This is a genomic window from Streptomyces sp. NBC_00376 (assembly GCF_036077095.1).
Taxonomy (GTDB): domain Bacteria; phylum Actinomycetota; class Actinomycetes; order Streptomycetales; family Streptomycetaceae; genus Streptomyces.
In genome coordinates, this window is the sequence record NZ_CP107960.1 from 6,696,818 (window position 1) to 6,721,007 (window position 24,190).

General features: G+C 71.5%; 24 protein-coding genes. 15 read left to right on the forward strand and 9 right to left on the reverse strand.

The genetic code is table 11. From position 1 onward, the window contains the following. Position 1: 1 nt before the first annotated feature. Both OG842_RS30220 and ypfJ read right to left on the reverse strand, forming a co-directional pair. Entirely contained in the window at positions 2-415 is a 414-nt protein-coding gene (locus OG842_RS30220; protein ID WP_266736392.1) for a VOC family protein, read from the reverse strand. Between the two features lie 114 nt (positions 416-529). Further along, complete coding sequence (gene ypfJ, locus OG842_RS30225) at positions 530-1,420, reverse strand: KPN_02809 family neutral zinc metallopeptidase (protein ID WP_266736390.1); 891 nt, start codon at positions 1,418-1,420, stop codon at positions 530-532. Positions 1,421-1,696: 276 nt separating this feature from the next. On the opposite strand from ypfJ, the gene OG842_RS30230 reads away from it, so the two are divergent. The 3 genes from OG842_RS30230 to OG842_RS30240 all read left to right on the forward strand — a co-directional run bounded on the left by OG842_RS30230 (position 1,697) and on the right by OG842_RS30240 (position 4,799). Beyond that, positions 1,697-3,295, forward strand: coding sequence for an ABC-F family ATP-binding cassette domain-containing protein (locus OG842_RS30230; protein WP_266726676.1), 1,599 nt, complete (start codon positions 1,697-1,699; stop codon positions 3,293-3,295). A gap of 341 nt (positions 3,296-3,636) precedes the next feature. Continuing rightward, entirely contained in the window at positions 3,637-3,858 is a 222-nt protein-coding gene (locus OG842_RS30235; protein ID WP_018518904.1) for a helix-turn-helix domain-containing protein, read from the forward strand. Positions 3,859-4,007: 149 nt separating this feature from the next. Continuing rightward, positions 4,008-4,799: an enoyl-CoA hydratase/isomerase family protein gene (locus OG842_RS30240; protein ID WP_124718386.1), complete on the forward strand. Its 792-nt coding sequence runs from the start codon at positions 4,008-4,010 to the stop codon at positions 4,797-4,799. Positions 4,800-4,916: 117 nt separating this feature from the next. On the opposite strand, the gene OG842_RS30245 is transcribed toward OG842_RS30240, so the two are convergent. Then, positions 4,917-5,618, reverse strand: a complete 702-nt coding sequence (locus OG842_RS30245) for a hypothetical protein (RefSeq protein ID WP_266736388.1) — start codon at positions 5,616-5,618, stop codon at positions 4,917-4,919. 92 nt (positions 5,619-5,710) lie between these two features. On the opposite strand from OG842_RS30245, the gene OG842_RS30250 reads away from it, so the two are divergent. From OG842_RS30250 to amaP, 5 genes are read left to right on the forward strand one after another with little or no spacing between them, the layout of a single operon-like run. Beyond that, positions 5,711-6,184 (forward strand): Asp23/Gls24 family envelope stress response protein, encoded by a 474-nt coding sequence (locus OG842_RS30250; protein WP_266736386.1) that lies wholly within the window; start codon positions 5,711-5,713, stop codon positions 6,182-6,184. 32 nt (positions 6,185-6,216) lie between these two features. Continuing rightward, a complete protein-coding gene (locus OG842_RS30255) occupies positions 6,217-6,408 on the forward strand; it encodes a hypothetical protein (protein WP_266736385.1) in 192 nt (63 codons plus the stop codon). Positions 6,409-6,413: 5 nt separating this feature from the next. Beyond that, a complete protein-coding gene (locus tag OG842_RS30260; protein ID WP_266736384.1) occupies positions 6,414-6,767 on the forward strand; it encodes a hypothetical protein in 354 nt (117 codons plus the stop codon). Further along, complete coding sequence (locus tag OG842_RS30265) at positions 6,764-7,450, forward strand: DUF6286 domain-containing protein (protein ID WP_266736383.1); 687 nt, start codon at positions 6,764-6,766, stop codon at positions 7,448-7,450. The genes OG842_RS30260 and OG842_RS30265 overlap by 4 nt, the downstream gene beginning before the upstream one ends. Next, positions 7,447-8,034 (forward strand): alkaline shock response membrane anchor protein AmaP, encoded by a 588-nt coding sequence (gene amaP, locus OG842_RS30270; RefSeq protein ID WP_266736381.1) that lies wholly within the window; start codon positions 7,447-7,449, stop codon positions 8,032-8,034. Before OG842_RS30265 ends, amaP begins: the two co-directional genes overlap by 4 nt. A 32-nt stretch (positions 8,035-8,066) precedes the next feature. Here the strand turns inward: amaP and OG842_RS30275 are convergent, their stop codons facing one another. The 6 genes from OG842_RS30275 to OG842_RS30300 form a co-directional block, all read right to left on the reverse strand. Continuing rightward, the gene (locus tag OG842_RS30275) at positions 8,067-8,822 is read right to left on the reverse strand and encodes an SDR family oxidoreductase (RefSeq protein ID WP_266736379.1); all 756 of its coding nucleotides are present in this window, start codon (positions 8,820-8,822) and stop codon (positions 8,067-8,069) included. 5 nt (positions 8,823-8,827) lie between these two features. After that, positions 8,828-10,627, reverse strand: a complete 1,800-nt coding sequence (locus OG842_RS30280) for a glycoside hydrolase family 15 protein (protein WP_266736377.1) — start codon at positions 10,625-10,627, stop codon at positions 8,828-8,830. Between the two features lie 99 nt (positions 10,628-10,726). Continuing rightward, complete coding sequence (locus tag OG842_RS30285; protein ID WP_266736375.1) at positions 10,727-11,539, reverse strand: SURF1 family cytochrome oxidase biogenesis protein; 813 nt, start codon at positions 11,537-11,539, stop codon at positions 10,727-10,729. Positions 11,540-11,607: 68 nt separating this feature from the next. Next, positions 11,608-11,841 carry a hypothetical protein gene (locus OG842_RS30290; protein ID WP_072482991.1) on the reverse strand — a complete coding sequence of 78 codons (234 nt, stop codon included), beginning with the start codon at positions 11,839-11,841 and terminating at the stop codon, positions 11,608-11,610. Between the two features lie 63 nt (positions 11,842-11,904). After that, on the reverse strand, positions 11,905-12,903 hold the full coding sequence (locus OG842_RS30295; protein WP_266736373.1) for a DEDDh family exonuclease: 999 nt from the start codon (positions 12,901-12,903) through the stop codon (positions 11,905-11,907). A gap of 29 nt (positions 12,904-12,932) precedes the next feature. Then, positions 12,933-13,604 carry a TetR/AcrR family transcriptional regulator gene (locus OG842_RS30300; RefSeq protein ID WP_266736371.1) on the reverse strand — a complete coding sequence of 224 codons (672 nt, stop codon included), beginning with the start codon at positions 13,602-13,604 and terminating at the stop codon, positions 12,933-12,935. A gap of 169 nt (positions 13,605-13,773) precedes the next feature. Between OG842_RS30300 and OG842_RS30305 the strand changes: the two genes are divergently transcribed. The 7 genes from OG842_RS30305 (at position 13,774) to OG842_RS30335 (ending at position 24,139) form a co-directional block, all read left to right on the forward strand. Beyond that, positions 13,774-14,574: an acetoacetate decarboxylase family protein gene (locus OG842_RS30305; protein ID WP_266736369.1), complete on the forward strand. Its 801-nt coding sequence runs from the start codon at positions 13,774-13,776 to the stop codon at positions 14,572-14,574. Next, positions 14,571-15,455, forward strand: coding sequence for an SDR family NAD(P)-dependent oxidoreductase (locus OG842_RS30310; RefSeq protein ID WP_266736367.1), 885 nt, complete (start codon positions 14,571-14,573; stop codon positions 15,453-15,455). The genes OG842_RS30305 and OG842_RS30310 overlap by 4 nt, the downstream gene beginning before the upstream one ends. A gap of 10 nt (positions 15,456-15,465) precedes the next feature. Next, entirely contained in the window at positions 15,466-16,743 is a 1,278-nt protein-coding gene (locus OG842_RS30315) for an amidohydrolase family protein (protein WP_266736365.1), read from the forward strand. After that, positions 16,743-17,972: an amidohydrolase family protein gene (locus OG842_RS30320; protein ID WP_266736363.1), complete on the forward strand. Its 1,230-nt coding sequence runs from the start codon at positions 16,743-16,745 to the stop codon at positions 17,970-17,972. The genes OG842_RS30315 and OG842_RS30320 overlap by 1 nt, the downstream gene beginning before the upstream one ends. Before the next feature lie 88 nt (positions 17,973-18,060). Next, positions 18,061-23,241 carry an HD domain-containing protein gene (locus OG842_RS30325; protein ID WP_266736362.1) on the forward strand — a complete coding sequence of 1,727 codons (5,181 nt, stop codon included), beginning with the start codon at positions 18,061-18,063 and terminating at the stop codon, positions 23,239-23,241. Then, the gene (locus OG842_RS30330; protein WP_266736361.1) at positions 23,220-23,528 is read left to right on the forward strand and encodes a hypothetical protein; all 309 of its coding nucleotides are present in this window, start codon (positions 23,220-23,222) and stop codon (positions 23,526-23,528) included. Before OG842_RS30325 ends, OG842_RS30330 begins: the two co-directional genes overlap by 22 nt. Then, positions 23,525-24,139 (forward strand): hypothetical protein, encoded by a 615-nt coding sequence (locus OG842_RS30335; protein WP_266736360.1) that lies wholly within the window; start codon positions 23,525-23,527, stop codon positions 24,137-24,139. Before OG842_RS30330 ends, OG842_RS30335 begins: the two co-directional genes overlap by 4 nt. The last annotated feature ends 51 nt before the right edge of the window (positions 24,140-24,190 follow it).

Here is a 24,190-nt window from a genome sequence, read left to right on the forward strand (position 1 = left end):
GTCAGCCGGCTGACCCCGGTGCGTACGTGCCGAAGGTCCACACATTGCCCTCGGTGTCCCGCGCCATGTAGTCGCGCGAGCCGTAGTCCTGATCGGTGGGCGGCATCAGGATCTCCACCCCGTACTCCACCGCCCTGGCGTGGTGCGCGTCGACCTCGTCGACCACGACGTAGACACCGGCGGGGCCCGCGCCCTGCATCGCCTTGGCGAAGACGCCCTCGCGACCCTTGGAGCCCAGCATCACCCTGCCGTTGCCGCAGGACAGCTCGGCATGGAGCACCTGGCCGCCCTCGCCCTCGTACACCGCTTCCTCGGTGAAGCCGAGGCCCTCCGTCAAGGTCCTGATCGCGGTCTTCGCGTCGTCGTACAGAATCGTCGGATAGATCGTCGGAACGCCGGCCGGTGCGCCTGCCATGACGCTCACCCCTTTTCGTGCTCCCGTGACCCGGTTCTGTGATCTGCGTCTCAGTCTTCCATTCGCCACTGACATCGGCCCTGCACGGCATCCGTACGGGCACGGCCCCGGGGCTCAGCGGAAGGTGTTGCAGTCGGCCATGTCGCCGCTGCGGAAGCCGGTGGTGAACCACTGCTGGCGCTGCGCGGCCGAGCCGTGCGTCCAGGACTCCGGCGTGACGCGGCCCTGGAACTTCTCCTGGATCCGGTCGTCGCCGACCGCGGCCGCCGCGTCGAGCCCGTCCCGGATGTCCGCCTGCGTCAGCGAGGTGATCAGCGGCCGCCCGGTCGACTCGTCCGGAGTGGTCGTCGCGTGATGCGCCCAGACCCCGGCGTAGCAGTCCGCCTGGAGCTCCACCCGGACCGCGTTGCTGTTCTCGCCGGTCCGGCCGTCCTGCGACCGTTCCAGCGTCCCCATCAGGTCCTGCACATGGTGTCCGTACTCATGGGCGACGACATAGGCCTGGGCGAACGGGCCGCCGCTGGAGCCGAACTTCGTCCGCAGCTCGTCGAAGAACCCCAGGTCCAGGTAGACCTGCCGGTCACCCGGGCAGTAGAACGGCCCGACCGCCGAGGTCGCGGAGCCGCACGCGGTGCCGATCCGGTCGCTGAACAGGACGGTGCGCGACGGCGTGTACGTGGCCTGGCGCCGCTGGAACTCCTGCCGCCAGAAGTCCTGCACGCTGTTGACCACGGCCACGGTCCGGCAGTCGTCCCTGGTGTTCGCGTCCTGCCCGGTCCGGCAGGACTGCTGCACCTGCGCCGCCGTCGACGCGGTCGGCGTCGTGTCCGGACCGCCGTCCGACAGGCCCAGCTGCTCCGGGCCGACACCGAAGAGCAGCCCCAGGATCAGCGCGATGAGGCCGGCGATGCCGCCGCCCACGGTGGCCCTGCCGCCCGGGATCCGGCTGCCGCGCACGTCCTGGACCTCGGACGTGTCCAGGTCGGCGTCGTCGTCGAACTGCATGAGGCACCACCCTCCGCTCCGGCCGCGGTGCTCCCACCGCCTCCGCGCCTCCGCCGAGTATCGGATAGTTCACACCGCTATGCCCTTTTACGTTGCGCGGTGGAGTGGGAAGGCGACGCGGGGCGACCGTCCGGCCGGTGCTGTGGATGCATGCGGAAAAGCAGTTGCACACCGCCAGTAGAATGGCCCGTATGGCAATTCTCCTTGTGCATTAGCGGCGTCGAGACACCTCCGCCCTCGTCCCGTCAGCCGTCCGACCCGCCCTGGAGTTTTACCGTGATCACCGCTTCCGGCATCGAGCTGCGTGCCGGCGCCCGCATCCTCATCGAGTCCGCTTCCTTCCGTATCGCCAAGGGCGACCGCATCGGTCTGGTCGGCCGCAACGGAGCGGGCAAGACCACGCTCACCAAGTGCCTTGCCGGCGAGGGCAATCCCGTCGGCGGCACGATCGCCCGCTCCGGCGAGGTGGGCTACCTCCCGCAGGACCCCCGCACCGGCGACCTCGACGTGCTGGCCCGCGACCGCATCCTCTCCGCCCGTGGCCTCGACGAGATCCTGCGCAAGATGCGGGAGAACGAGGAGCGGATGGCGACCGGCAAGGGCGCCACCCGCGAGAAGGCGATGAAGAAGTACGAGCGCCTGGAGACGGAGTTCCTCACCAAGGGCGGCTACGCCGCCGAGGCCGAGGCCGCCACCATCGCCGCCGCGCTCAGCCTGCCCGACCGGGTCCTCGGACAGCCGCTCCATACGCTCTCCGGCGGACAGCGCCGCCGCGTCGAGCTGGCCCGCATCCTCTTCTCGGACGCCGACATCCTGCTGCTCGACGAGCCGACCAACCACCTCGACGCCGACTCGATCGTCTGGCTGCGCGACTACCTCAAGACCTACCGCGGCGGCTTCATCGTGATCTCCCACGATGAAGAGCTGGTCGAGACGGTCGTCAACAAGGTCTTCTACCTCGACGCCAACCGCGCCCAGATCGACATCTACAACATGAGCTGGAAGCTCTACCAGCAGCAGCGCGAGGCCGACGAGAAGCGCCGCAAGCGCGAGCGGCAGAACGCCGAGAAGAAGGCCGCGGCCCTCAACTCGCAGGCCGACAAGATGCGCGCCAAGGCCACCAAGACCGTCGCCGCGCAGAACATGGCCAAGCGCGCCGAGCGGCTGCTCTCCGGTCTGGAGGCCGTCCGGGTCTCCGACAAGGTCGCCAAGCTCCGCTTCCCCGAGCCCGCACCATGCGGCAAGACCCCCCTGATGGCCGAGGGCCTGTCCAAGTCGTACGGCTCGCTCGAAATCTTCACCGATGTGGACCTCGCCATCGACAAGGGCTCCCGGGTCGTCATCCTCGGCCTCAACGGCGCGGGCAAGACCACGCTGCTGCGGCTCCTCGGCGGCGCCGAGAAGCCCAACACCGGCGAGGTGATCCAGGGCCACGGCCTCAAGCTCGGCTACTACGCCCAGGAACACGAGACCCTCGACCCGGACCGCTCCGTCCTGGAGAACATGCGCTCCGCGGCGCCCGACCTCGACCTCGTCGAGGTCCGCAAGACCCTGGGCTCCTTCCTCTTCTCCGGCGACGACGTCGACAAGCCCGCCGGCGTCCTCTCCGGCGGCGAGAAGACCCGTCTCGCCCTGGCCACCCTGGTGGTCTCCTCCGCCAACGTGCTGCTGCTGGACGAGCCGACCAACAACCTCGACCCGGCCAGCCGCGAGGAGATCCTCGGCGCGCTGCGCACGTACAAGGGCGCCGTCGTCCTCGTCACGCACGACGAGGGCGCGGTCGAGGCGCTCCAGCCGGAGCGCATCATCCTGCTGCCCGACGGTGTCGAGGACCTGTGGGGCGCGGACTACCAGGACCTCGTCGCGCTGGCCTGATCCGGCCCGCCGCCGTCTGATCCACTCCGTCTGGATCATTCGGCCTACGCGTGATCCATCATCTGTGTGAGTGCGTCTCGTACCCTGGCGCAGCGCCCGGCAGATACCTGCCGGGCGCACCCGTATGGCGGCCGCGCGCCCCGTGTGGCCCTGACCTGCCGGTTCGGTTCCGAGCCCTGCCCTGCCTGCCGCCACAGCCCGGCGGAATGCGAAATTCCGGTCGTGTCGGCCCGTTCCCCGGCCGTGAACCCGGTTGTACGGACCTTGCCGAATGGGTGGCCAGGAAGCTCTTGAGGGGTGATCATGAGAGTCCAGAGCGCACTTCCCATGAGGAGGCACGGGTGGCCGAGACTCTGAAGAAGGGCAGCCGGGTTACCGGCGCCGCGCGCGACAAGCTCGCGGCAGACCTGAAGAAGAAGTACGACTCCGGTGCGAGCATCCGGGCGTTGGCCGAAGAGACCGGCCGCTCCTACGGATTCGTCCACCGGATGCTCAGCGAGTCCGGAGTCACGCTGCGGGGACGCGGCGGAGCGACGCGGGGCAAGAAGGCCGCCACGGCCTGACGCCCCGGGGTCGAGGGGCAGGCTGTGCGGCCCGCCCCGGGGCTCACCGGTTTCGGCGGTGGCCACCCGGTCGGCAGTGATGCCGTTCGGGTGGTTACTGTTCAGTCACTTAGCTCTTCATGTTGACTGAACCGATCCGGAGGCGCCCCATGACCTCGCTCGACTCTGTGCTCGACAAGGACGGCGTACGACTCACCGTCGACGACGCGGTCGCCACGGTGACCCTCACCAATCCGGCCAAGCGCAACGCTCAGTCCCCCGCTCTGTGGCGGGCGTTGACGGAGGCCGGACGGGCACTGCCCGGCAGCGTGCGGGTCGTCGTGCTCCGCGGCGAGGGCAAGTCCTTCTCCGCGGGACTCGACCGGCAGGCGTTCACCCCCGAGGGGTTCGACGGCGAGCCATCCTTCCTCGACATGGCGCGCGGCCCGGAGGCCGAGCTCGACGCGACCATCGCCGAGTACCAGGAGGCGTTCACCTGGTGGCGCCGCAACGACATCGTGTCGATCGCGGCCGTCCAGGGACATGCGATCGGTGCCGGCTTCCAGCTCGCCCTCGCCTGTGATCTGCGGATCGTCGCCGAGGACGTGCAGTTCGCCATGCGTGAGACCAGCCTCGGTCTGGTGCCCGACCTCACCGGTACGCACCCCCTGGTGAACCTGGTGGGTTACGCCCGCGCGCTCGAAATCTGCGCCACGGGCCGCTTCGTGCACGCCGAGGAGGCCGAGCGCACCGGCCTGGCCAACCTCGTCGTCCCCGCCGGTGAGCTGGACGCCGCGGCCCGCGATCTGGCCGGCGCGCTGCTGGCCGCCCCGCGCGACGCCGTCGTGGAGACCAAGGCGCTGCTGAGCGGTGCCGTCTCCCGTGGTTACGAGGAGCAGCGCGTCGCCGAACGCGCCGCGCAGGGCCGTCGGCTGCGCGATCTGGCGGGCATCACCGACTGAGTCCGGCCGACGCGGTCGCGGGGCGGCGTCGCGGTGCCGGGCATCCCCGATCGCCGATCGGTCCGAGCCTCCGCGCCGCGATCACGGGCGGGCCCGGACCCCGGACCCGCCTCGCACTCAGCCCCGCTCCACCACCGCGGTGACCAGCACCGCGACCGAAGGCTGCCCCTCCACCGCCGCGGCCACGGCGCCCCGCACCGCGCGGACCACGTCGAGCGCCCGGTGGTCCGAGGCCGTAGCCAGTTCGACCCGCACATGGCCCGGCCGCGCGTGCACCGCATGGCCCAGCACCCGGGTCAGTGTCACCACACCGGGAACACCCGCCGCCGTGGTCCCCGCGACCCCCTCCGCCTCCGTCGCGCGCGCCTCGGCCGGGGCGGGAGCCGGTCGTTCCGGTGCCGCGTCGAGCAGTTCCGTCACCCGGACGTCCACCGCGGCGACCACCAGGCCGAGGCGCTGCCCGGCCGCCGTCAGCAGCGCCGCGCGCAGCGCCTCGGCCGCGGCGGGCAGTGGCTGACCGGACACGGCCGACATCTCCACCTCGATCCGCAGCGGACCGGGCCGCAGCGCGCTCGGCGGCGCCTCCACCTCCGCCCGGGGCGCCCCGTCCGGATCGGCCACCGAGATCCTCAGCTCCCCGAGCGCGGGGCCGGGGCCCGCTCCCGCCACCGCTGTGCGCAGCACCGCGACCGCGGCCCGCTCGGAGATCCAGGCCCCGTCCGCCGGACCGCCCAGCGGAAGCAGCCGGCCGAGGCCGAGCCGCTGCCGGACCGCCGCTGTCCATTCGTCCGCCCTGTGCGGGCCGTCAGCCGTCGTCATTGCCCCAGCCTGCCGCATCCACGGCGCGGGACGGGACAAGCACACCTAATGTGGGCAAAGAGTTCCAAACTGCCCTGAAGGGAAGAATGGCGATGACCGACACCACTCAGCGAAACCGCCCGGAGAGCCTCGACAAGGAATCGACCCAGATCACCAGGCGCGGCGGGGGAGCCCCCGCCACCCGTGGCCGGACGACCATCGCCGACGGTGTGGTCGAGAAAATCGCGGGAATGGCGACCCGCGACGTGGTCGGCGTCCACGCCATGGGCAGCGGTTTCTCGCGCACCTTCGGAGCCGTGCGCGACCGGGTACCCGGCGGCGGCAAGTCCGTCACCCGTGGAGTGAAGGCGGAGGTCGGTGAGTCCCAGACCGCGCTCGACCTGGAGATCGTCGTCGAGTACGGCGTCTCGATCTCCGATGTCGCCCGTGACGTACGGGAGAACGTGGTCGCCGCGGTCGAGCGGATGACCGGGCTGGAGGTCGTCGAGGTCAACATCGCGGTGAGCGACGTGAAGCTGCCCGACGAGGCCGAGGACGAGGACCAGTCCGAGTCACGTCTCCATTAGACCTCCGGCGCAAGGCAGTTGAGGAGCGCACGATGAACATGGCTGTGGTCGGCATGGTGGCCGGCATGGCGCTCGCATTCGCCGGGTACTTCGGCGGGTTCGGGGCCTTCCTGCTGGTGGCCGCCCTGGGAGCGGTCGGCTTCGTCGCCGGCCGCCTCCTGGAGGGTGACCTGGAGCTCGGCGACTTCTTCCGGCGTCGCGAGCGCGGCGACCGACGGCGGTGACGGCGTTGTCGGGGGTGAAGGACCAGATCGCCGCCGGTGAGCGCGGCGAGACCCGGATCGCCGACCGGGTGGTCGCGAAGATCGCCGCGCAGGCGGCGAAGGAGGCGATCGACGAGCCACCGGAACAGGGTGGTGCCCCGCGCGCCACGGTCACGGTGCACCGGGGCACCGCCCGGGTGCGAGTGAGCCTGGAGCTCGGATATCCCTGCGCCATCGGCCGCCAGTGCGGTGGGGTGCGTCGCCATGTCGCCGAACGGGTAAAAGCGTTGGCGGGGATGGAAGTGCCCGAGGTGGCCGTACAGGTCGAGCGCCTGCATCCGACGGGAACGAGCGCCGCGGCACAGGGGAGGATCCAGTGACCGAGCCCCACGAACCGGAACACCGTGCCGGACGGCCGCCCACCACCGGCCCCGCCGAGGAGGGGGACGTGCTCGAACTCGACCAGTCCGCCTCGTCCGCCGCGTACGACCCGGTGCCCGCGCGGCAGGAGGAAGCCGCCGGGGCGGGCCGCTTCTGGTCGGCGCGCCGGATCCCCGCGACGCTCCTCGCGCTCGTGGTCCTCGGCGGCAGCGGGCTACTGCTCTACGACGTGGCCGCGGTGCGGGCCGACCGCCCGGCGATGCGGTGGCGCCGGGAGCTGGCCGACCAGCTCGCCGAGCGACCGCTGGGGAACGCCTGGCTGCTCGCCGCCGCCGCGCTCACCGTGGCCGTCGGAGTGTGGCTCCTCGTGCTCGCCGTCACCCCCGGCCTCCGCGCCCTGCTGCCCATGCGCCGCGACCGTCCCGGCGTACGCGCCGCACTCGACCGGTCCGCGGCCGCGCTGGTCCTGCGCGACCGGGCCGTCGAGGTGTCCGGAGTGCAGTCGGTACGGGTCCGGATGGGCCGGCGCAGGGCGGTGGTGCGCGCCGTCTCGCACTTCCGGGAACTCGACGACGTACGGGCCGATCTGGACACCGTGCTCGGGACCGGCATGAGGGAACTCGGGCTGGCCCGGCCGCCGAGCCTGTCCGTACACGTCCGCCGGCCCGCGAAGAAGGGGTGAGTCCGTTGCTCAGGACCGTCAACCGGGTACTGATCGGCCTCGCCGGGCTGGTACTGATCTGCGGCGGCGGCGCGGTGCTCGCCGCCGGTCTCGGCCTCGGCGTGCCGTCCTGGTGGCCCTGGTACGGCAAGGGCGATGTGCTCATCAGCGAGGCCGACCGGAACCGCTGGCACGACCAGGGCTGGTGGTGGCCGGCGGTCATCGCCACCCTCGCCGTCGTGGTCGTCCTCGCCCTGTGGTGGCTGCTGGCCCAGCTGCGCCGCGCCCGCCTCGCCGAGGTGCTGGTGGACAGCGGGGACGGCGAGGGGGCGCTGCTGCGGGGCCGGGCCCTGGAAGGGGTGCTCGCCGGTGAGGCGGGAACGCTGGACGGGGTGGCCCGCGCCCAGGTCGTGCTGACCGGCCGGCGCAGCTCGCCGCACGCCAGGATCCGCCTGCTGATGGAACCGCACGCGGCGCCGGACGAGGCGCTCGGCCGCCTCACCGACGAGGCGCTGGCCCATGCGCGGGACTCGGCGGGGCTGGCCGAGCTGCCGGCCGAGGTGCGGCTGAGGGCGGTCAAGCACCGTGCGGAACGGGTGAGCTGACCGCCGCCGCCCGGCCGGGGCAGGGCTCCGGTTCAGAAGCCGTGCCGGGTGCCGCCGTCGACCGGCACCATGATGCCCGTCAGATACGAGGCCGCGGGGGAGAGCAGGAACGCCGCGGTCCGGCCGAACTCCTCCGGGGTGCCGTAGCGCCGCAGCGGGATCTGCGCCTCGTTGGCCGTCCGGGCGGCCTCGGCGTCGCCCGAGAGGGCATCCAGCTCACGCACCCGGTCCGTGTCGATCCGGGACGGCAGCACGCCCACCACCCGGATGCCGCGCGGACCGAGCTCGTCCGCCAGCGACTTGGCGAAACCGGCCAGGCCGGGACGGAGCCCGTTGGAGATGGTAAGCCCGGGGATCGGCTCGTACACGGAGCCGGAGAGCACGAAGCCGATCACACCACCCTCACCGAGCACGGCCGCCGCGGCCCTGGCCAGCCGCACCGCGCCCAGGAACACCGACTCGAAGGCCGACTGCCACTGCTCGTCGGTGTTGTCGGCGAGGAAACCGGGGGCCGGCCCGCCGACGCTGATGAGAATGCCGTCCAGCCGGCCGAACCGCTCGTGCGCTTCGTCCACCAGCCGCTGCGCGGACGCGGGGTCGGCGTTGTCGGCGGCGAGACCGACCGCGTCCGGCCCCAGTTCGGCGGCGGCCGCCTCGGCACGCCGCCCGTCCCGGCCGGTGACGATCACCCTCGCCCCGTCGTCGGTGAGCACCCGCGCCGTGGCGTTGCCGAGCCCCCGGGTCGCTCCGGTGACGATGTACACACGGTCCTTCAGTCCAAGATCCATGGCCCCTATCCTGCCGCGTCGGGCTCCGTCGTGTCCTCCCCGGACAGTGCGATGGCGGTGCCCACGAGGCCGATGTGGCTGAACGCCTGCGGGAAGTTGCCCACCTGGCGGCGGCCGGCGGTGTCGTACTCCTCGGCGAGCAGCCCCACGTCGTTACGGAGCGCCAGGAGCCGTTCGAAGAGTTCCCTGGCCTCGTCGGCGCGCCCGGTCAGGCGCAGCGCGTCGGCCAGCCAGAACGAGCACGCCAGGAAGGCCCCTTCGCTGCCGGGCAGCCCGTCGATCGACGCGCCGTCCGTGCTGTAGCGGCGGACCAGGCAGTCCCGGCCCAGCTCGGCCCGGACCGCGTCGACCGTACCGATCACCCGGGGATCGTCCGGCGGCAGAAAACCGGTCCGGGGGATCAGCAGGGTCGCGGCGTCCAGGTTCCGTGAGCCGTAGGACTGGGTGAAGGTGTTCCGTTCCGGGTCGTACCCCTTCTCGCAGACCTCCCGGTGCACGGCGTCCCGCATCGCCCGCCACCGGTCGGCGTCGCCGGTCAGCGAGGGATCGTTCTCCAGGGTGCGTACGGCACGGTCGGCGGCGACCCAGGCCATCACCTTGGAGTGCACGAAGTGACGGCGCTGGCCGCGGATCTCCCACAGCCCCTCGTCCGGCTCGCGCCAGGTGGACTCCAGGAAGCCGAGCAGGCTGAGCTGCAGATTCCAGGCGTGCGGCTTGTCGCCGAGGCCCGCCTCACGGGCGAGCCGCAGGGAGTCGATGACCTCCCCGTACACATCGAGCTGACGCTGGCGGACCGCGGCGTTGCCGATCCGGACCGGGGTGGAGTTCTCGTATCCGCGCAGCCACGGCAGCTCCGCCTCGGGCAGTCTGCGTTCGCCCGCGAGCCCGTACATGATCTGGAGGTCGGCCGGGTCCCCGGCGACCGCCCGCAGCAGCCAGTCCCGCCAGGCGGCGGCCTCCTCCAGGTAACCGGCCGAGATCAGGGCGCCGAGGGTCAGCGTGGAGTCCCGCAGCCAGCAGAAACGGTAGTCCCAGTTCCGGACGCCCCCGATCTCCTCCGGCAGCGAGGTGGTGGGCGCCGCCACGATGCCGCCGGTCGGGCCGAAGGTCAGCGCCTTCAGCGTGATCAGCGAGCGGATCACCGCTTCCCGGTAGGGGCCCCGGTACCTGCATCGCGAGGACCATTCGGCCCAGTCGGACAGGGTGTTCTCCAGCGCCTCGTGCGGGTCGACCAGATCGGGGCGGGGCGAGTGGGAGGGGTGCCAGGTCAGTACGAACGCCACCTTCTGGCCCGCCGAGACGGTGAACGACGAGCAGGTGGAGAACTGCTGGCCCCAGGTCTTGACCGGCGGCTCGCTGCGCAGCCAGGCCGAGTCCGGCCCCGCGACCGCCACCCGGTGCCCCTGCGAGCGGCGCACCCACGGCACGACCGAGCCGAAGTCGAAGCGCAGCCGGATCACGGAGCTCATCTCGACGGTGCCGCTGGCGCCCTCGATGATCCGCATGACATCGGGTTCCTGGTCGCGCTGCGGCATGAAGTCGATGACCTTGACCGTGCCGGTGCGGGTCTCCCAGAACGTCTCCAGGACGAGGGACTCACCTACGTAGCCGCGCCGGGTACAGGTCTCCGCGCCCTTCGGGGCGATCCGCCAGTGGCCGTTGTCCTCGTCGCCGAGCAGGGCGGCGAAGCAGGCGCCCGAGTCGAAGCGGGGCAGACAGAGCCAGTCGACAGAACCGTTTCTGCCGACCAGGGCGGCCGTCTGGAGATCGCCGATGAGGGCGTAGTCCTCGATGCGTGGGGTCACGTTCTGGCGTGTTCCCGAACCTGGGCCCCGTTAAGCAGTCCCGGGCCGCGGGAGTCACCCGGCCGGGCACGCCCCGGCCCGCATCCGGCGGACACGGTGTCAGGCCGTGGCGGGTTCCGGCTTCTCCGGCTCGGCTGGCTGCTGCTCCCCGGCAGCGGCCTTCGCCGCCTCCGCCCGGTCGCGCTTCTCCCGGCGCGCCAGCACCACGTACCCGACCGGGACACCGGCGGCGAAGAGCCACCACTGCACGGCGTACGCCATGTGCGGGCCGATCGAGCTGTCGTCGGGGGCCTCGATCAGCTCCGGGGAGTCGCCGACGGGCTCGGGCGCGGTCTGCTCGATGTAGCCGCCGAGCACCGGCCGGGAGAGCCTCTTGGCCTCCTGGGAGCTGCTGATCAGCATCACCTGGCGGTCCGGGAGGTCCGAGATGTCCTTGATGCCGCTGGCGTCGGTCGTCTCGTCGGCCTTGAGCCGCCCGGTGACGGTCACCTCGCCCCTGGGCACGGCCGGTACGTCGGGGAAGGCCTGCTGGCTCGCGGCGGAGGGCACCCAGCCGCGGTTGACCAGGACCGTGCCGCCGCCCTTGAGGTCGAGCGGGATCAGCACATGGACGCCGATCCGGCCGTCGGTGGAGGTCCTGCGGCGCACGACCACCTGGTGCGCGGTGTCGTACGTACCCGTGGCGGTCACCGTCCGCCAGTAGTCGGAGCGCGGGACCGTGTGGCCCGGAGCGGTGAGGGAGGCGACCGGAACCGGCTCCGCCTTGAGATTGCGGGAGATCAGGGAGTTCTGCGCGACCTTGTGCTCATGCCGGTGCAGCTGCCAGAAGCCCAGCTCGACCATGGTGGGAATCAGGACGAGGGCGAGGAGGGCGAGGATCAGCCACTGCCGGGTCAACAGGAAGCGGTACACCCCACGACGGTACAACTGTGCCGTGGGGTGCGACGCGCAGGGGTCGCGGAAGGGGACGCGACCGCGCTTCAGACTTTGTCGATGATGCCCACCTTCCCCTCGGCGCGGGCGCAGTGCCCGCCGCAGAACCAGTGCCCGTCGACCTCGACACCCTGGCCGATGATCTGGACCCGGCAGTGCTCGCAGATGGGCGCCATGCGGTGAATGGCGCAGGAGAAGCAGTCGAAGACGTGCACCGCGCCCTGCGCGTGCACCTCGAAGGACATGCCGTAGTCGTTTCCGCAAACCTCACAACGTGCCATGCGCCACAGGGTCGGACGCGGGGGCGGCGGCGGGCGAGCGGCGGGCGGGCGAGTCGCGCCGGTTCACTCCGATGACGGCGCGGGCACCTGCACGCCTGCGGGTGCCACATCGCGCAGCAGGTGGGTGAAGGCGCTCTCGTCCAGGATCGGTGTGCCGAACGACTTCGCCTTGACCGTCTTCGACGTCGACGCGTCCGGGTCGTTGGTGACCAGCAGACTGGTCAGGCGGGAGACGCTGGTCGCCACATGCAGCCCGGCCTCCACGGCCCGGTCCTCCAATAGCTCGCGGTCGACGGAGGTGTCCCCGGAGAAGGCCACCCGCATGCCCTGCATGAGGGGTTTGTCCTTCTGGTACCGCCCGGGGTTCGGATACGGGCACGCCGGGCGCTTGCGCGAGGCGCGCCAGCTGTTCTGGCCGTACGAGGCCTGAAAGCCGATCCGCGGTGTGACCGGGGAGTCCGACCACTCGGTCAGCGGCCGGCACTCCAGCAGCGGCAGCCGCACCCCGTCCCGCGCCGCCGCGTGCAGGCTCGGCCGGAACGCCTCGGCCAGCACCCGGGCGTCGTCCAGGGCGTGGTGGGCGTTCTGCTGCACGACGCCGAAGTGCGCGGCCAGCGACGCCAGCTTGTGGTTGGGCAGTGGCAGCCGCAGCTCCTTGGCGAGCGCGATGGTGCACAGCCGCTGCTCGACGGGGGCGACGACCGAGGCCCGTGCGTACTCCCGGGCCAGCATCGACCAGTCGAAGGCCGCGTTGTGCGCGACGAGGACGCGGCCCGCGAGCCGCTCGGAGAGCTGCGCGGCGACCTCCGGGAAGAGCGGGGCGCCTTCGAGCACCTCACTGGTCAGGCCGTGGATCCAGACCGGGCCGGGATCGCGCTCGGGGTTGACGAGGGTGTACCAGTGGTCCTCGACATTGCCCTGCGCGTCCAGACGGTAGACGGCGGCGGACACTATCCGGTCGTCCCGTGCGAGTCCGGTGGTCTCCACGTCGACGACCGCGTACCCCTGCGGGTAGGCGGTCGGCCACGGTGCTGCGGTCTGGCGGTCGTCGAGCATGGTCACAGAGAATACGGGCCGCGACTGACAGTCTCCTATTCGGCCGCCCGCCCCCGCGCCCCGGGTCCGCGGCCCGGCCCCTGTCGCACGGGGCCCGCCAGCAGCCCCTCCACCAGGGCCCGTACGGAATCCGCGAACAGCCGGTCCGGGTCGGCCGGCCGGGCCAGCGCGCGGGCCAGCGCCGGGTCGTCGTCCGCGGTGGACGCGGCCCACAGATCGCCCTCGCCGGGGGACTGGACGGGGGACCGCTCCCGGTTGCGTTCGACGAGCAGGAAGCCGACGGTCTGGAACTGCACCGCCCGCACCGCCGCCGCCGCCCGCGCCCCGCGCAGCCCCGCGGCGTGCACCTCGTGGACGAGGGCCTGTTGTGCGGGGAGGAACATCCGCTCGGTGAGCCCCCGTTCGTGGACCATCGCGATCAGATGCGGTCTGGCCCGCAGCTCGCGGCGCAGGCCGCGGGCGACGGAGACGATGCGGGCCGCCGGGGTCCGGCCGGCCGGGCGGAGGGTGCCCATCTCGCGCACGGTGCGCTCGACGAGGGCGTCCAGCAGCGATTCACGGTTGCCGACGTGCCAGTAGATGGACGTGACCGCGGTGCCCAGCTCCGCGGCGAGGGCGCGCATGGTGAGGGCCTGCGGCCCGTGCCGCTTCACCAGGGCGGCGGCCGTGTCCAGGACCTCTTCGCGGGTCAGCGACGATCGCGCCACAGCGCTCCTTGATTCTCGAACTCCGTTACATGCATGCCTATTTACCCTTCATCGGCGTCGGTGTAACTGTGTTACAGAACCCGCACGGAGAACCGGGACACGGAGACCGATCCACGGAGACCGAGTCACGGACGACCGATCCACGGACGACCGAGAAGGGTGGTACGACATGGCACGCGTACGGTACGGCGCGCGCACCGGGGCCGAGATCGCGGCGGCCCGCGCGGCCCGCTCCCAGCTCCCCGACATCTGGTCCACCGGTGTGGTGGCCCTCTGGGAGAGCGACCCCGACGCGGTGGCGGCCGTCCTGCCGCCGCCCCTCAAGCCGGCCGGGCGCCCGCTCGTCCGGGCCAGTATCAGCACGGTCGAACTCCCCGGCTACCCGCTCGGTGCCGGCTCCGTCGCGGTCGCCGCAGTCCACGACGGCCACGAGGGCTGGTATCCGCTCGTCATGCCGATGACCCATGAACGGGCGCTGATCGGCGGCCGCGAGGTGTTCGGCGAACCGAAGAAGCTCGGCGAGGTGAGCGTCGAACGCGACGGCCTCGTCGTCCGGGCCGCGCTCGCCCGCCACGGCATCGAGTTCGTCGAGGTGCGCGGCGCGGTGAGCGGACCGCTCCCCCTGCCCGAACCTGCCGACAAACTCGACTTCTACTTCAAGTTCCTGCCCGCCGTGGACGGCGAGGGCTTCGACTCCGACCCCGTGCTGATCCACTGCACCCGCCACGAGAAGGTCCGCAGGCTGGAACGTGTCTCGGGCGACGTGGTGCTGCGCGAATCGGTGTACGACCCGGTCGCCGACCTCCCCGTACGGCGGCTGGTCGAACTCACCATCGGCGAGAAGACCAGCGACCAGCGGGGCAGGGCCGTGGAGCGGGTGAGCGCGAAGGCCCTGCTGCCGTACATCCACCAGCGCTACGACGACCCGCAGCAGATCCACGACGGCCCGCCGGAAGGGAGCGCCCGATGAGGCTGGAGGAGGGCCAGGTCGCCGTCGTCACCGGCGCCGCGAGCGGCATCGGCCTCGCGATGGCACGCAGGTTCGCCGCCGAGGGACTGAAGGTGGTCCTCGCCGACGTGGAGGAGGACGCGCTCGACAAGGCGGCGGGCGAACTGCGCCAGGACGGTGCGCGGGTGCTGGCCAGGGCCGTCGACGTCGCCGAACGCGACTCCGTGCAGGCCCTGGCCGAAGCCGCGTACGACACCTTCGGCGCCGTGCACGTGCTGTGCAACAACGCCGGTGTCGGCTCCGGTGCCGAGGGCCGGATGTGGGAGCACGAACCGAACGACTGGAAATGGGCGTTCGCCGTCAACGTCTGGGGCGTCTTCCACGGCATCCAGGCGTTCGTGCCGCGCATGATCGCGGGCGGCGCCCCCGGCCACGTCGTCAACACCTCGTCCGGTGACGGCGGGATCGCACCGCTGCCGACCGCCTCCGTGTACGCGGTCACCAAGTCCGCCGTCGTCACGATGACCGAGTCGCTGTACGCACACCTGAAGGCGGAGGGCGTCACGGTCGGCGCCTCGGTGCTCTTCCCCGGACCGCACATGCTCCGCACCGGACTGTGGGAGTCGCACCGCAACCGGCCGGAGCGGTACGCCAAGGAACGCCCGCGCAGGACCCCGTACCGCAGCCTCGGCCAATGGGAGTCCGCGATGCGGGCGGCGGGCCACGAGGTGGAGTTCACCCCGGTGGAGGACGTCGCGGCGACCGTCGTGGACGGGATACGCGCCGACCGCTTCTGGATGCTGCCGGACAGCGAGCACAGCGACCGGCAGATCCGCGCCAGGTCGCAGTCGATGCTGGAGCGGGCCAACCCGTCGTACCTGGAGAGTTTCATACTCGACTGAGGAGCGAGCGATGACCGACGACCCCTACCTGATCATCTCCTCCGACTGCCACGCCGGGCTGCCCACGGAGGAGTACCGGCCCTATCTCGACCCCCGCTTCCACCGGGACTTCGACGACTTCCTCGCCGGGCGCGACCGCCGCCGCGAGGAGATGACCCGCCTCGGTGTGCGCAACGAGGCCTTCGCCGACAAGTGGTTCCACGACAACGAGGAAGGCCTGAAAGGCGGTTGGGATGCCGCCCGGCGGCTGAAGGAACTCGACGGCGACGGGGTGGCGGCCGAGGTCGTCTTCCCCGACGCGGACGCCGTCGACAGCCGCACCGCCGCGCCCTTCGGCGTCGGCCTCGGCCTCTCCGGCGACCAGGACCCCGAACTGGGCATGGCGGGCGCGCAGGCCCACAACCGCTGGCTCGCCGACTTCGTCTCGCAGAACCCCGAACGCCACTGCGGGGTCGCCCTGCTGCCCGTCACCGGCGAGGTCGACCGGGTCGTGGCGGAGATCCACCGGGCGAAGGATTCCGGCCTCGGCGCGCTGATGATCCCCTCCATGTGGGTGGACAAGGCGCCCTACCACGACCGCCGTTACGACCCCGTGTGGGCGGCCGCCGCCGAGACGGGGATGCCGGTGGTCACGCACTCCGGGGCGGCCCCGCGCCACGAGTACGGCGACCACCTCGGGATCTACGTCTCCGAGGTCACCTGGTGGCCGTCCCGCCCGCTCTGGTTCCTGCTCTGGTCGGGCGCCTTCGAACGCCACCCCGGGCTGAGGTTCGGCGTCGCCGAGTCCGGCTGCTGGTGGCTGCCGAACCTCCTCTGGTTCATGGACCGGCTCTACCTCGGCGCCCACGGCGGCAAGAAACTCTCCCCGTTCGCCGAACTGAAGCGGCCCCCGCACGAGTACCTCGACCGCCAGGTCTTCATCTGCGCCACGAACACCAAGCGCCGCGAACTCGCCCAGCGGTACGAGATCGGCGTCGACAACATCCTGTGGGGCAGCGACTTCCCGCACCCCGAAGGCACCTGGCCGAACACCGCCCAATGGCTGCGCGACACCTTCCACGACATCCCCGTCGCCGAGACCCGCCGCATGCTGGGCCTCGCCGCGGCCGAGGTGTTCGGCTTCGACACGGCGAAGCTCGCCCCGATCGCCGAACGCATCGGCCCCACCCCCGCCGACCTGGGCCAGAGCACCGACCAGGCGGCGGTCGAGGCGTCCTGGACGCGCTCGCGCGAGACCGGCCGGCACTGGCTGACCGGCCACGACTTCCCGGTCCTGGGGGCCGGCTGATGCCCCGCGAGCGCTACACCGTCATCTCCGCCGACTGCCATGCCGGCGCCGATCTCCTGGACTACCGGCCCTACCTGGAGTCGAAGCACCACGACGACTTCGACGCCTGGGCGGCGGCCTACGTCAATCCGTACGAGGACTTGGTCGCCGACACCGCCGACCGCAACTGGAACTCGCAGCGCCGCCTCGCCGAACTGGAGGCGGACGGCATCGTCGCGGAGGTCGTCTTCCCCAACACCATCCCGCCCTTCTTCCCCTCCGCCTCCCTGATGGCGCCCGCGCCCTCCCGGCAGGAGTACGAACAGCGCTGGGCCGGCCTGCGCGCCCACAACCGCTGGCTCGCCGACTTCTGCGCGCAGGCACCGGGCCGGCGCGCGGGCGTGGCACAGATCCTCCTCAACGACCCGGCCGAAGCGGTCCGCGAGGTCCGCCGAACCAAGGAGGCGGGCCTCACCGGCGGCATCCTGCTGCCCGGCGCACCGCCCGGCTCGGGCGTCCCGGAGCTGTACTCGCAGGCGTACGACCCGCTGTGGGCGGTCTGCGAGGAGCTGGACGTACCGGTGAACCACCACGGCGGCTCGGCCTCCCCGCCGCTCGGCGACGAACCGGCGGCCCGCGCCGTCTTCATGGTGGAGACGACCTGGTTCTCCCACCGGGCGCTGTGGCACCTGATCTTCGGCGGGGCCTTCCGCCGCCACCCCGGACTGAAACTGGTCCTCACCGAACAGGGCTCCGGCTGGATCCCGGGCGTCGTCGGGATGCTCGACTACTACCACGGCCGCCTGGTCGCGGCGGCGACCCGGGCGACCACAGCCGAATCCAGGTTCGGTGCGGGGCTGGCCGCCTCGATGGGAGCGAGCCCCAGCGAGGTCTGGCGCGACAACTGCTACGTGGGCGCCAGCTTCATGCGCCCCCACGAGGTGCCGCTGCGCGACCGGATCGGCCTCGACAAGATCATGTGGGGCAGCGACTACCCGCACGACGAGGGCACCGCCCCGTACACACGGGAGGCCCTGCGGATCGCGTACGCGGGCGTGGAGCCCGAGGAGGTCGCTGCGATGACCGGCGGCAACGCGGCCCGCGTCTACGGCTTCGACCTGGCGGCGCTCGACCGCATCGCGGCCGAGGTCGGCCCGACGGTCGAGGAGATCGCCGAACCACTGAAGGAGGTTCCGGCCGGCGCGACCAGCCCCGCCTTCGCCCCGGGCGGGTCGGTACGCGTCTGGTGACCTGCGGTCGCCGAACCCCGTCCGGGCCGCCGTTCACCTGTGGCATGGTGATCTGCACGATCAGGCCCGACGGGGGGAGGCGACGGCCGTGGGGAACAGCAGGCAGGCACTGCTCATCGCTGTGCCGCAGTACGAACTGAGCGACCATTTCCCGGACTTGACCCAAGCAGTGCAGCGGGACGTCGAGCTGATGGATGCCGCGCTGCGTTCGTCCGGATACAGCGTCGAGACACTGGGGCTCTCCTCGGACCGGCCGGCTCTGCGGTCCCGGATCGTCAGCGCCATCAGCCGGGTCTGCTGCACGGCACCGGAGGACGGCACGGTACTGATCCACTTCACCGGCCATGGACTGTCCGTCGACGGCGCCGACTACCTCGTGCCCTCGGAGGCACAGCTCAACTGGTCGACCGATCCGCCGCACGTCGACGCCGACAGCCTGATCGGCCTCGATCTGACGACGCTGCTCAAGGGCTGCAAGGCGGGCACGGTCCTGCTCAGCATCGACGCCTGCCGAGACGCGCAACAACCCGACGGTGTGGGCTCCTTCGGCGGGCCCGCGACCAACTTTCCGTCGTGGCGGGACCGGGTGGCCGTCGTCTTCGGCTGCGCGGCGGGCCAGACCTGTGGTTCGGACGAACTCCAGGGCAGCCACTTCACCAGGGCGCTCGCGGACGCCCTGGCCTCGGACACGTCCCCGCGGACCGTCAGCGACGTCATCTCCCACACCGTCCGCAGAACCGCGGAGTTCGCCCGGACCGCCCAGCACGAGCAACGGCCCACCGTGCACTACGCACCGAGCGGCCCCGCGGCGATTGCCGGCACCGAACTCTGCACCGGGAAGACACTTCAGGAGGAGTGGTCCGTCGCGATCCGGGACCCCGAGCTCTGGGCGGCCGTCCAGTGCGGTGAGGACCGCAGAAGCGAACTGCAGAAGGCCCTGGAGCGGCTGGCCCTGGAGTGCGCCAGGCTGCGGGCGCAGTCACTGACCGAGATCCCCGACCCCTGGGCCGACGACGGCTATCCGGTACGGGTACTGGCGAGCGGACTGCGGGCGCTGCTGGCCCCGTCGGTGACCCTCGGCGGTCCGCTGCTGGACCCGTCCGAGCTGGCCGTGCTCCTGGCCGCGCCGTTCGTCCGCGAGGCCGTCTACGCGATGGGCGTCAAGGAGGCGGCGGCCGCCAGTCCGTACCAGCTCGAACCGGCGGTGAGTGAGCTGGGGTGCGGCGAGGCCCGGATCGACCTCGAACACACCTTCGCCGCGCATCCGCTGATCTGGCGGAAGGGGCGCGAACTGGCGAGCCGGGGCGCGAAGGAGGAGGCGGGGGCCGTCGCCGCCTGGCTGATGCACCGCCATGTCGCGGGGCGCGAAGAGCTCTGGGACACCTACGCGCCGGGCCTGCTCGCCCCGCTCGCCTCCGCCCTGCTCGGCACCGGTGAGGCGTCCGCCCGGTCCGCGGAGCTCATGGACGGGCTGATGCGGGTCTGCCGCCAGACCGCCGTGGTGCCGGCGCAGCCGTACGCCGGGGAACGCGAACCCGCCGAGGGGCCGCAGGGCCCGGAACAAGTCGTCCCGCGAACCGGCCCTGCCGAACGGTGGCGACCGCGTGAACTGTCCTGGCTGATCGGCCTCGCGGGTCTCCTCGGCGGAGACCTCCGCGACATGCCGGGCGTCCTGGTGGACAACGTCGGCGTCACGGACGGCCTCGTCCCCGCCCAGGCGGTCGCAGGCGTCCAGGAACTGCGCTGGTCCAGAGACCGCCTCGGGGCCTCGGTCGACCTGGACCTGCCGTGCCCGCACCCCGCGGTGCACGCCGCACTGGAGACGCTGACGGGCTGGGCCGACGACGCCGTGCAGCACATCAAGCAGCACCTCTCGCCGGGCGAGGCCGGAGGACCGCTCACCCATCTTCCCGAACGCGTGACCTGCCACAAACTGCGCCCCGCCGGCCGTGGCGACGCCTACGGACTGCCGCTCATGCGCTTCAGCCTCGCCGAGGACGAGATGCGTGAACTCCTCATGGGGTCCCAGCTGTACGGCGACCGGGCCCTGGCCCTGCGCGAGCTCTACCAGAACGCCCTCGACGCCTGCCGCTACCGCAGCGCACGGGTGCGCTACGGCGAGCTGAAGGGGGGCATCCGGCAGGGCTGGGACGGCGAGATCGTATTCCGGCAAGGTGTCGACGACGACGGCCGCCCGTACGTGGAGTGCGAGGACAACGGCGTGGGAATGGGCCAGGCCGCGCTGCGGAGCACCTTCTCGCGTGCGGGCCGCCGGTTCGAGCAGTCCAGGGAGTACCGGAGGGAACAGGCCCGCTGGCGCGCGGTCGACAAGGACCTCCGGCTCTATCCGAACAGCCGCTTCGGCATCGGTGTGTTCAGCTACTTCATGCTGGCCGACGAGATCAGCATCTGGACCCGGGTGACGGACGAGTTCGGCCGCCCGGAATCCGGGCGCGGGCTGCGGGTGGACATCGCGTCGAGCGGAAGCCTCTTCCGTATCAAGGAGAGCGACGCCGCCCAGCCGGGAGGCGGGACCCGGGTGCGGCTCTATCTCAACAGCGATGCGATCGACGTGGCGGACGAACTGGCCAAGCGGGTATGGCTCTGCGACTACACCATGCGGGTGGAGCGGAGCGGCGCCGTGGTCAAGGAGTGGGAGAAGGACGTCCTCTACTACGACGGGGACAGCGCGAGCCCGGTCCGGGCCGACCGGAACGTGTGGTGGGTGCCCGGCCCGGGCTGTCTGCTCGTCGACGGGATCTGGACGCCGACGGGCAAGCGCGACGCGGAGGCGGCCAGGTCGTTCAGCGCGCGTCTCGTGATCGGGGACGAACCGATGTACGGGTGCGTGGTCGACCTCAGGGAGACGCACTCCCCGGACCTGGACACCAGCAGAACGAGAATTCTCGAGTTCGACAAGGACTGGGTGTCGCGGCATGTCCGTGAACTCGCCGAGCACATGGACCTCCCGCCCTGGTTCAGTGTGGAGTGGTTGTGGAACTTCGCGCACGCCCATCGAGGCGGCGCGCAACTGCTCGTCAACAGGCTCCTCGAAGCGGACGCCGTGGTGGCCAGTACGACCAGCTGGGACCGGGGCGCGGGGGTGTCTCTGCGCGGGGTCGGCTGCCTTCCGGTGGACGTTGTGCTGCATACGGGCACGAAGCCCCGGGACGGTCGGCACGGCACCCTCGGATCGGCACCGCCCGGGCTGGTGGCATGGCGGGTGGCCGCCCTGCGTTCCGTCCGCATCCCCGTGGACGACGAATTCGCGAACGTGCCGGCGCCGGAATCGCTGGCGGGATACCCGCAGCCGTTGCCGTGGGAGAGCGGGATGGCCGCTGGGGACTACGGCAGCCGCATCTACCTCGAAGAGGCCGTGGTGCCGCGGCCCGGGGACCGGCCCACGACCTTTGCCGGACTGCTCCACAGGCTGCGCAGATACGCCATCGCCGGCGTCCGCGTTCCCGTCCTTCCCGACCTCGATGCCGCGTATGCGATGGAACTCGATGCCGTGGACTGCGAGTTGCTCACGGACAGCCGACTGTTCAGCAAGTCGTCGATCAGGACGTGGACGAGCAACACCGAGGACGCGGAGCCGGAGCGCGCCCCTGTGCTGTCCGTACTGAATGACTTCTCTCTGCGGGCGGGGCTCCCTTGGCGGGAAGCGCTGGCGCGGGCCGAACGGTTCAGCGCCGCCGGATTTCCACTGGAGCCGCTGGGCCTGGATCTCGGCACCGTTCCGGCGGACGCCGACGCGGTCGCGACGAAGCGGGAGATCCAGGTGCTGCGCCTGCACCCCGAATTCGCCGGGGACGAACGCCCGCTCCGGCTCGACGAACCGCCCTCCGCAGAGGAGTACGAGCAGGTGATCCGCCGGTACGGGTGGCTCGGGATGTCCGCGGACGCAGAGATGGCCGAGTTCGAGGGCAGCTTCGACGTCATGCGGATGTTCGCAGACGTGGAAGCCGCGTTCGAGTACAGGCACTGGCAGAAGCACGGCCCGTCCCCGCGATTCTGGGCACTGGCCGCTGCCAGGACATCGACGACGGTGGGGGAGGTCTACGAGCGCTTCGCTCCGTGGTTCGAGTCGAAGGAACTGAGCCTTCCCGATCTGGACGGTCTGAAGGACAGGAGCTTCACCAAACTCGAGTCCGCGCTGGTGGCGGAGCCCACCCTGTCCGTCGAAAGGTACGGATGGTACAAGGGGCGTGAATGGGCGTCACCTCATCTGGCGCCGCTCGCCGAGATCGCCGTCAATGTGCGCAGGTCCCTGGCGGATACCACCGATATCGTCGGGGCGCTGACCAGCCTTGCGGAATCCGGTCTGGTGGACGCGGCTGCCCCGGGGCTCGTCGACCGCTGGCTGACCGCTCCGCCCGACGGCATGGGTCTCCTCATGCCATGGACGTGGGATCTGACGTGGCTGAAAGACATGAGCGGCCCGACCCGCCTGGATTCGGCGTACGCCGTGCTGGCGGCCGCCGCGCGCGCTCTGCCGCTCGGAGCGGTGTATGCCAGACTCGCCGAGATGGCCCCGTTGCTGGGTGTGGAAACGGAGATGTTGCCCCTGCCCGATGACCTGGCCGAGGCGCGGGTCAGCGTGGCGGACGTGGAAGCCAGCTGCGAGTGGACGCCGGAGGGGGTGCGCTGGCTGCCGGGGCCCGATGTCGCCAAACTGGTGCAGCACGCCCGGAGCAGGGAGGGCACGCTCGGAGACAGCGTGCGGGAGCTGAGCCGGTTCGCCGTGCTCGGCAGTCCGTGGAAGCCCCAGGACGACATGGCCGCCGCGGAGTGGGCGAAGTGGCGTCCGACGCAGCACGACACGGCGATGTTCCTCGACGACCTGGCCGGCGACCGGCCGGTCGGCCCGGTCGATCTCCTGCGGGTCGCCGCGCGCTTCGGCTGGCCGATGGGCCGGGCCTGGGACCGGCTCGCGCTCTACCGTCCCTTCGGGGTCGAACTGCTCGTCGAGCGAACGGAGTTCTCCGGAATCCCGCTGTGGCAGGATCTGATCCTGCTCACCGAGGAGTACACCGGCCGCGCCCCGGCACTCGGCGGCCGGGTCTCCGGCGAGCGGATCGCCGTCAGCGCACGGGAACTCGAATGGACCACCGCCGCAGTCGTCGAGCGGCTCAAGCTGTACGCGGGAGTGTTCGGCCTGGAAGTGCCCGACACGTACCCCGACGCCCCGGCACCGACACCGCCCGCGGAGCCGTACCGCGCGGCGGCGAACGAAAGGAGCACCGGATGCCCCCGGCCCACGATCTGACACCGTTCCGGGAACAGGAGCTCGAACCGGCCGGCAGCCCCACCGTCGCGCTCTCCGCCGACGGCCGCTGGTACACGGTCACGGGCCCCTGCCCGAACTGCCACGCGAGCAGTGTGTTCCGGGTGGCGCACGGCGTGCTCGGCCCGTACAAAGGCCGACGGCGAGCGCCGGAGCGGCTCACCGGCAGCATCCTGGTTTACTGCCAGTGCGGATTCCCGCATCCGGACCGGCCGTCCGAGTTGCCGGACACCGGCTGCGGCGCGTTCTGGGACGTGCCGGTGCCATGACCGATCTGACGAGGAAGAGGTTCGCTCAGCTCGGCCAGCAGCTCCAGCTCGAACAGCTCACCGCCGTACGGAAACAGGCCGAGGGCTGGCGGAACGGGCTCACGGCACTGACGGGGCTCGTCGGCGTCGTCTTCGTCCTCAAGGGCCGCGAAAGCGTCGCGGGCATGCCCGCGACATGGCGCTGGACGACGGCGGCGCTCCTCGTTCTGGCGTTCGCTCTGCTGCTCACCGGAGCGCTCGTCGCGGTGCGTGCCGCGCACGGTCAGCTCGGGCAGCGTATGTGGCTGAGCGGGGACAAGCTGCTGTCCGCCGTGATGGACGAGGTCGAGCACACCCACGACGCACTGACCGCGGCGCGGCGCTGCTCGGTCGTCGGGCTGTCGGCGATCGTGGCGGCCATCGCGGTCTCCTGGGTCGTGCCGGCCGAAGCGGCCAAGGACGAGAAGCCGGCCGGGCCGAAGGTCCTGGTCTCGACGCCCGTCGGCATCACATGCGGCGAACTGGTGCTGAGCAATGGCGACGCGGTGACCATCAAGACGGGCGGCAAGGGGAAGTTGCGGCGCATACCGGCAGGTGATGTCCGGTCGCTCACGCCGACACCACAGTGCTGAGCGTGGTGTCGGTACGCGTCCGGTGACCGGGCGGAGTGAGAACATCCCGGG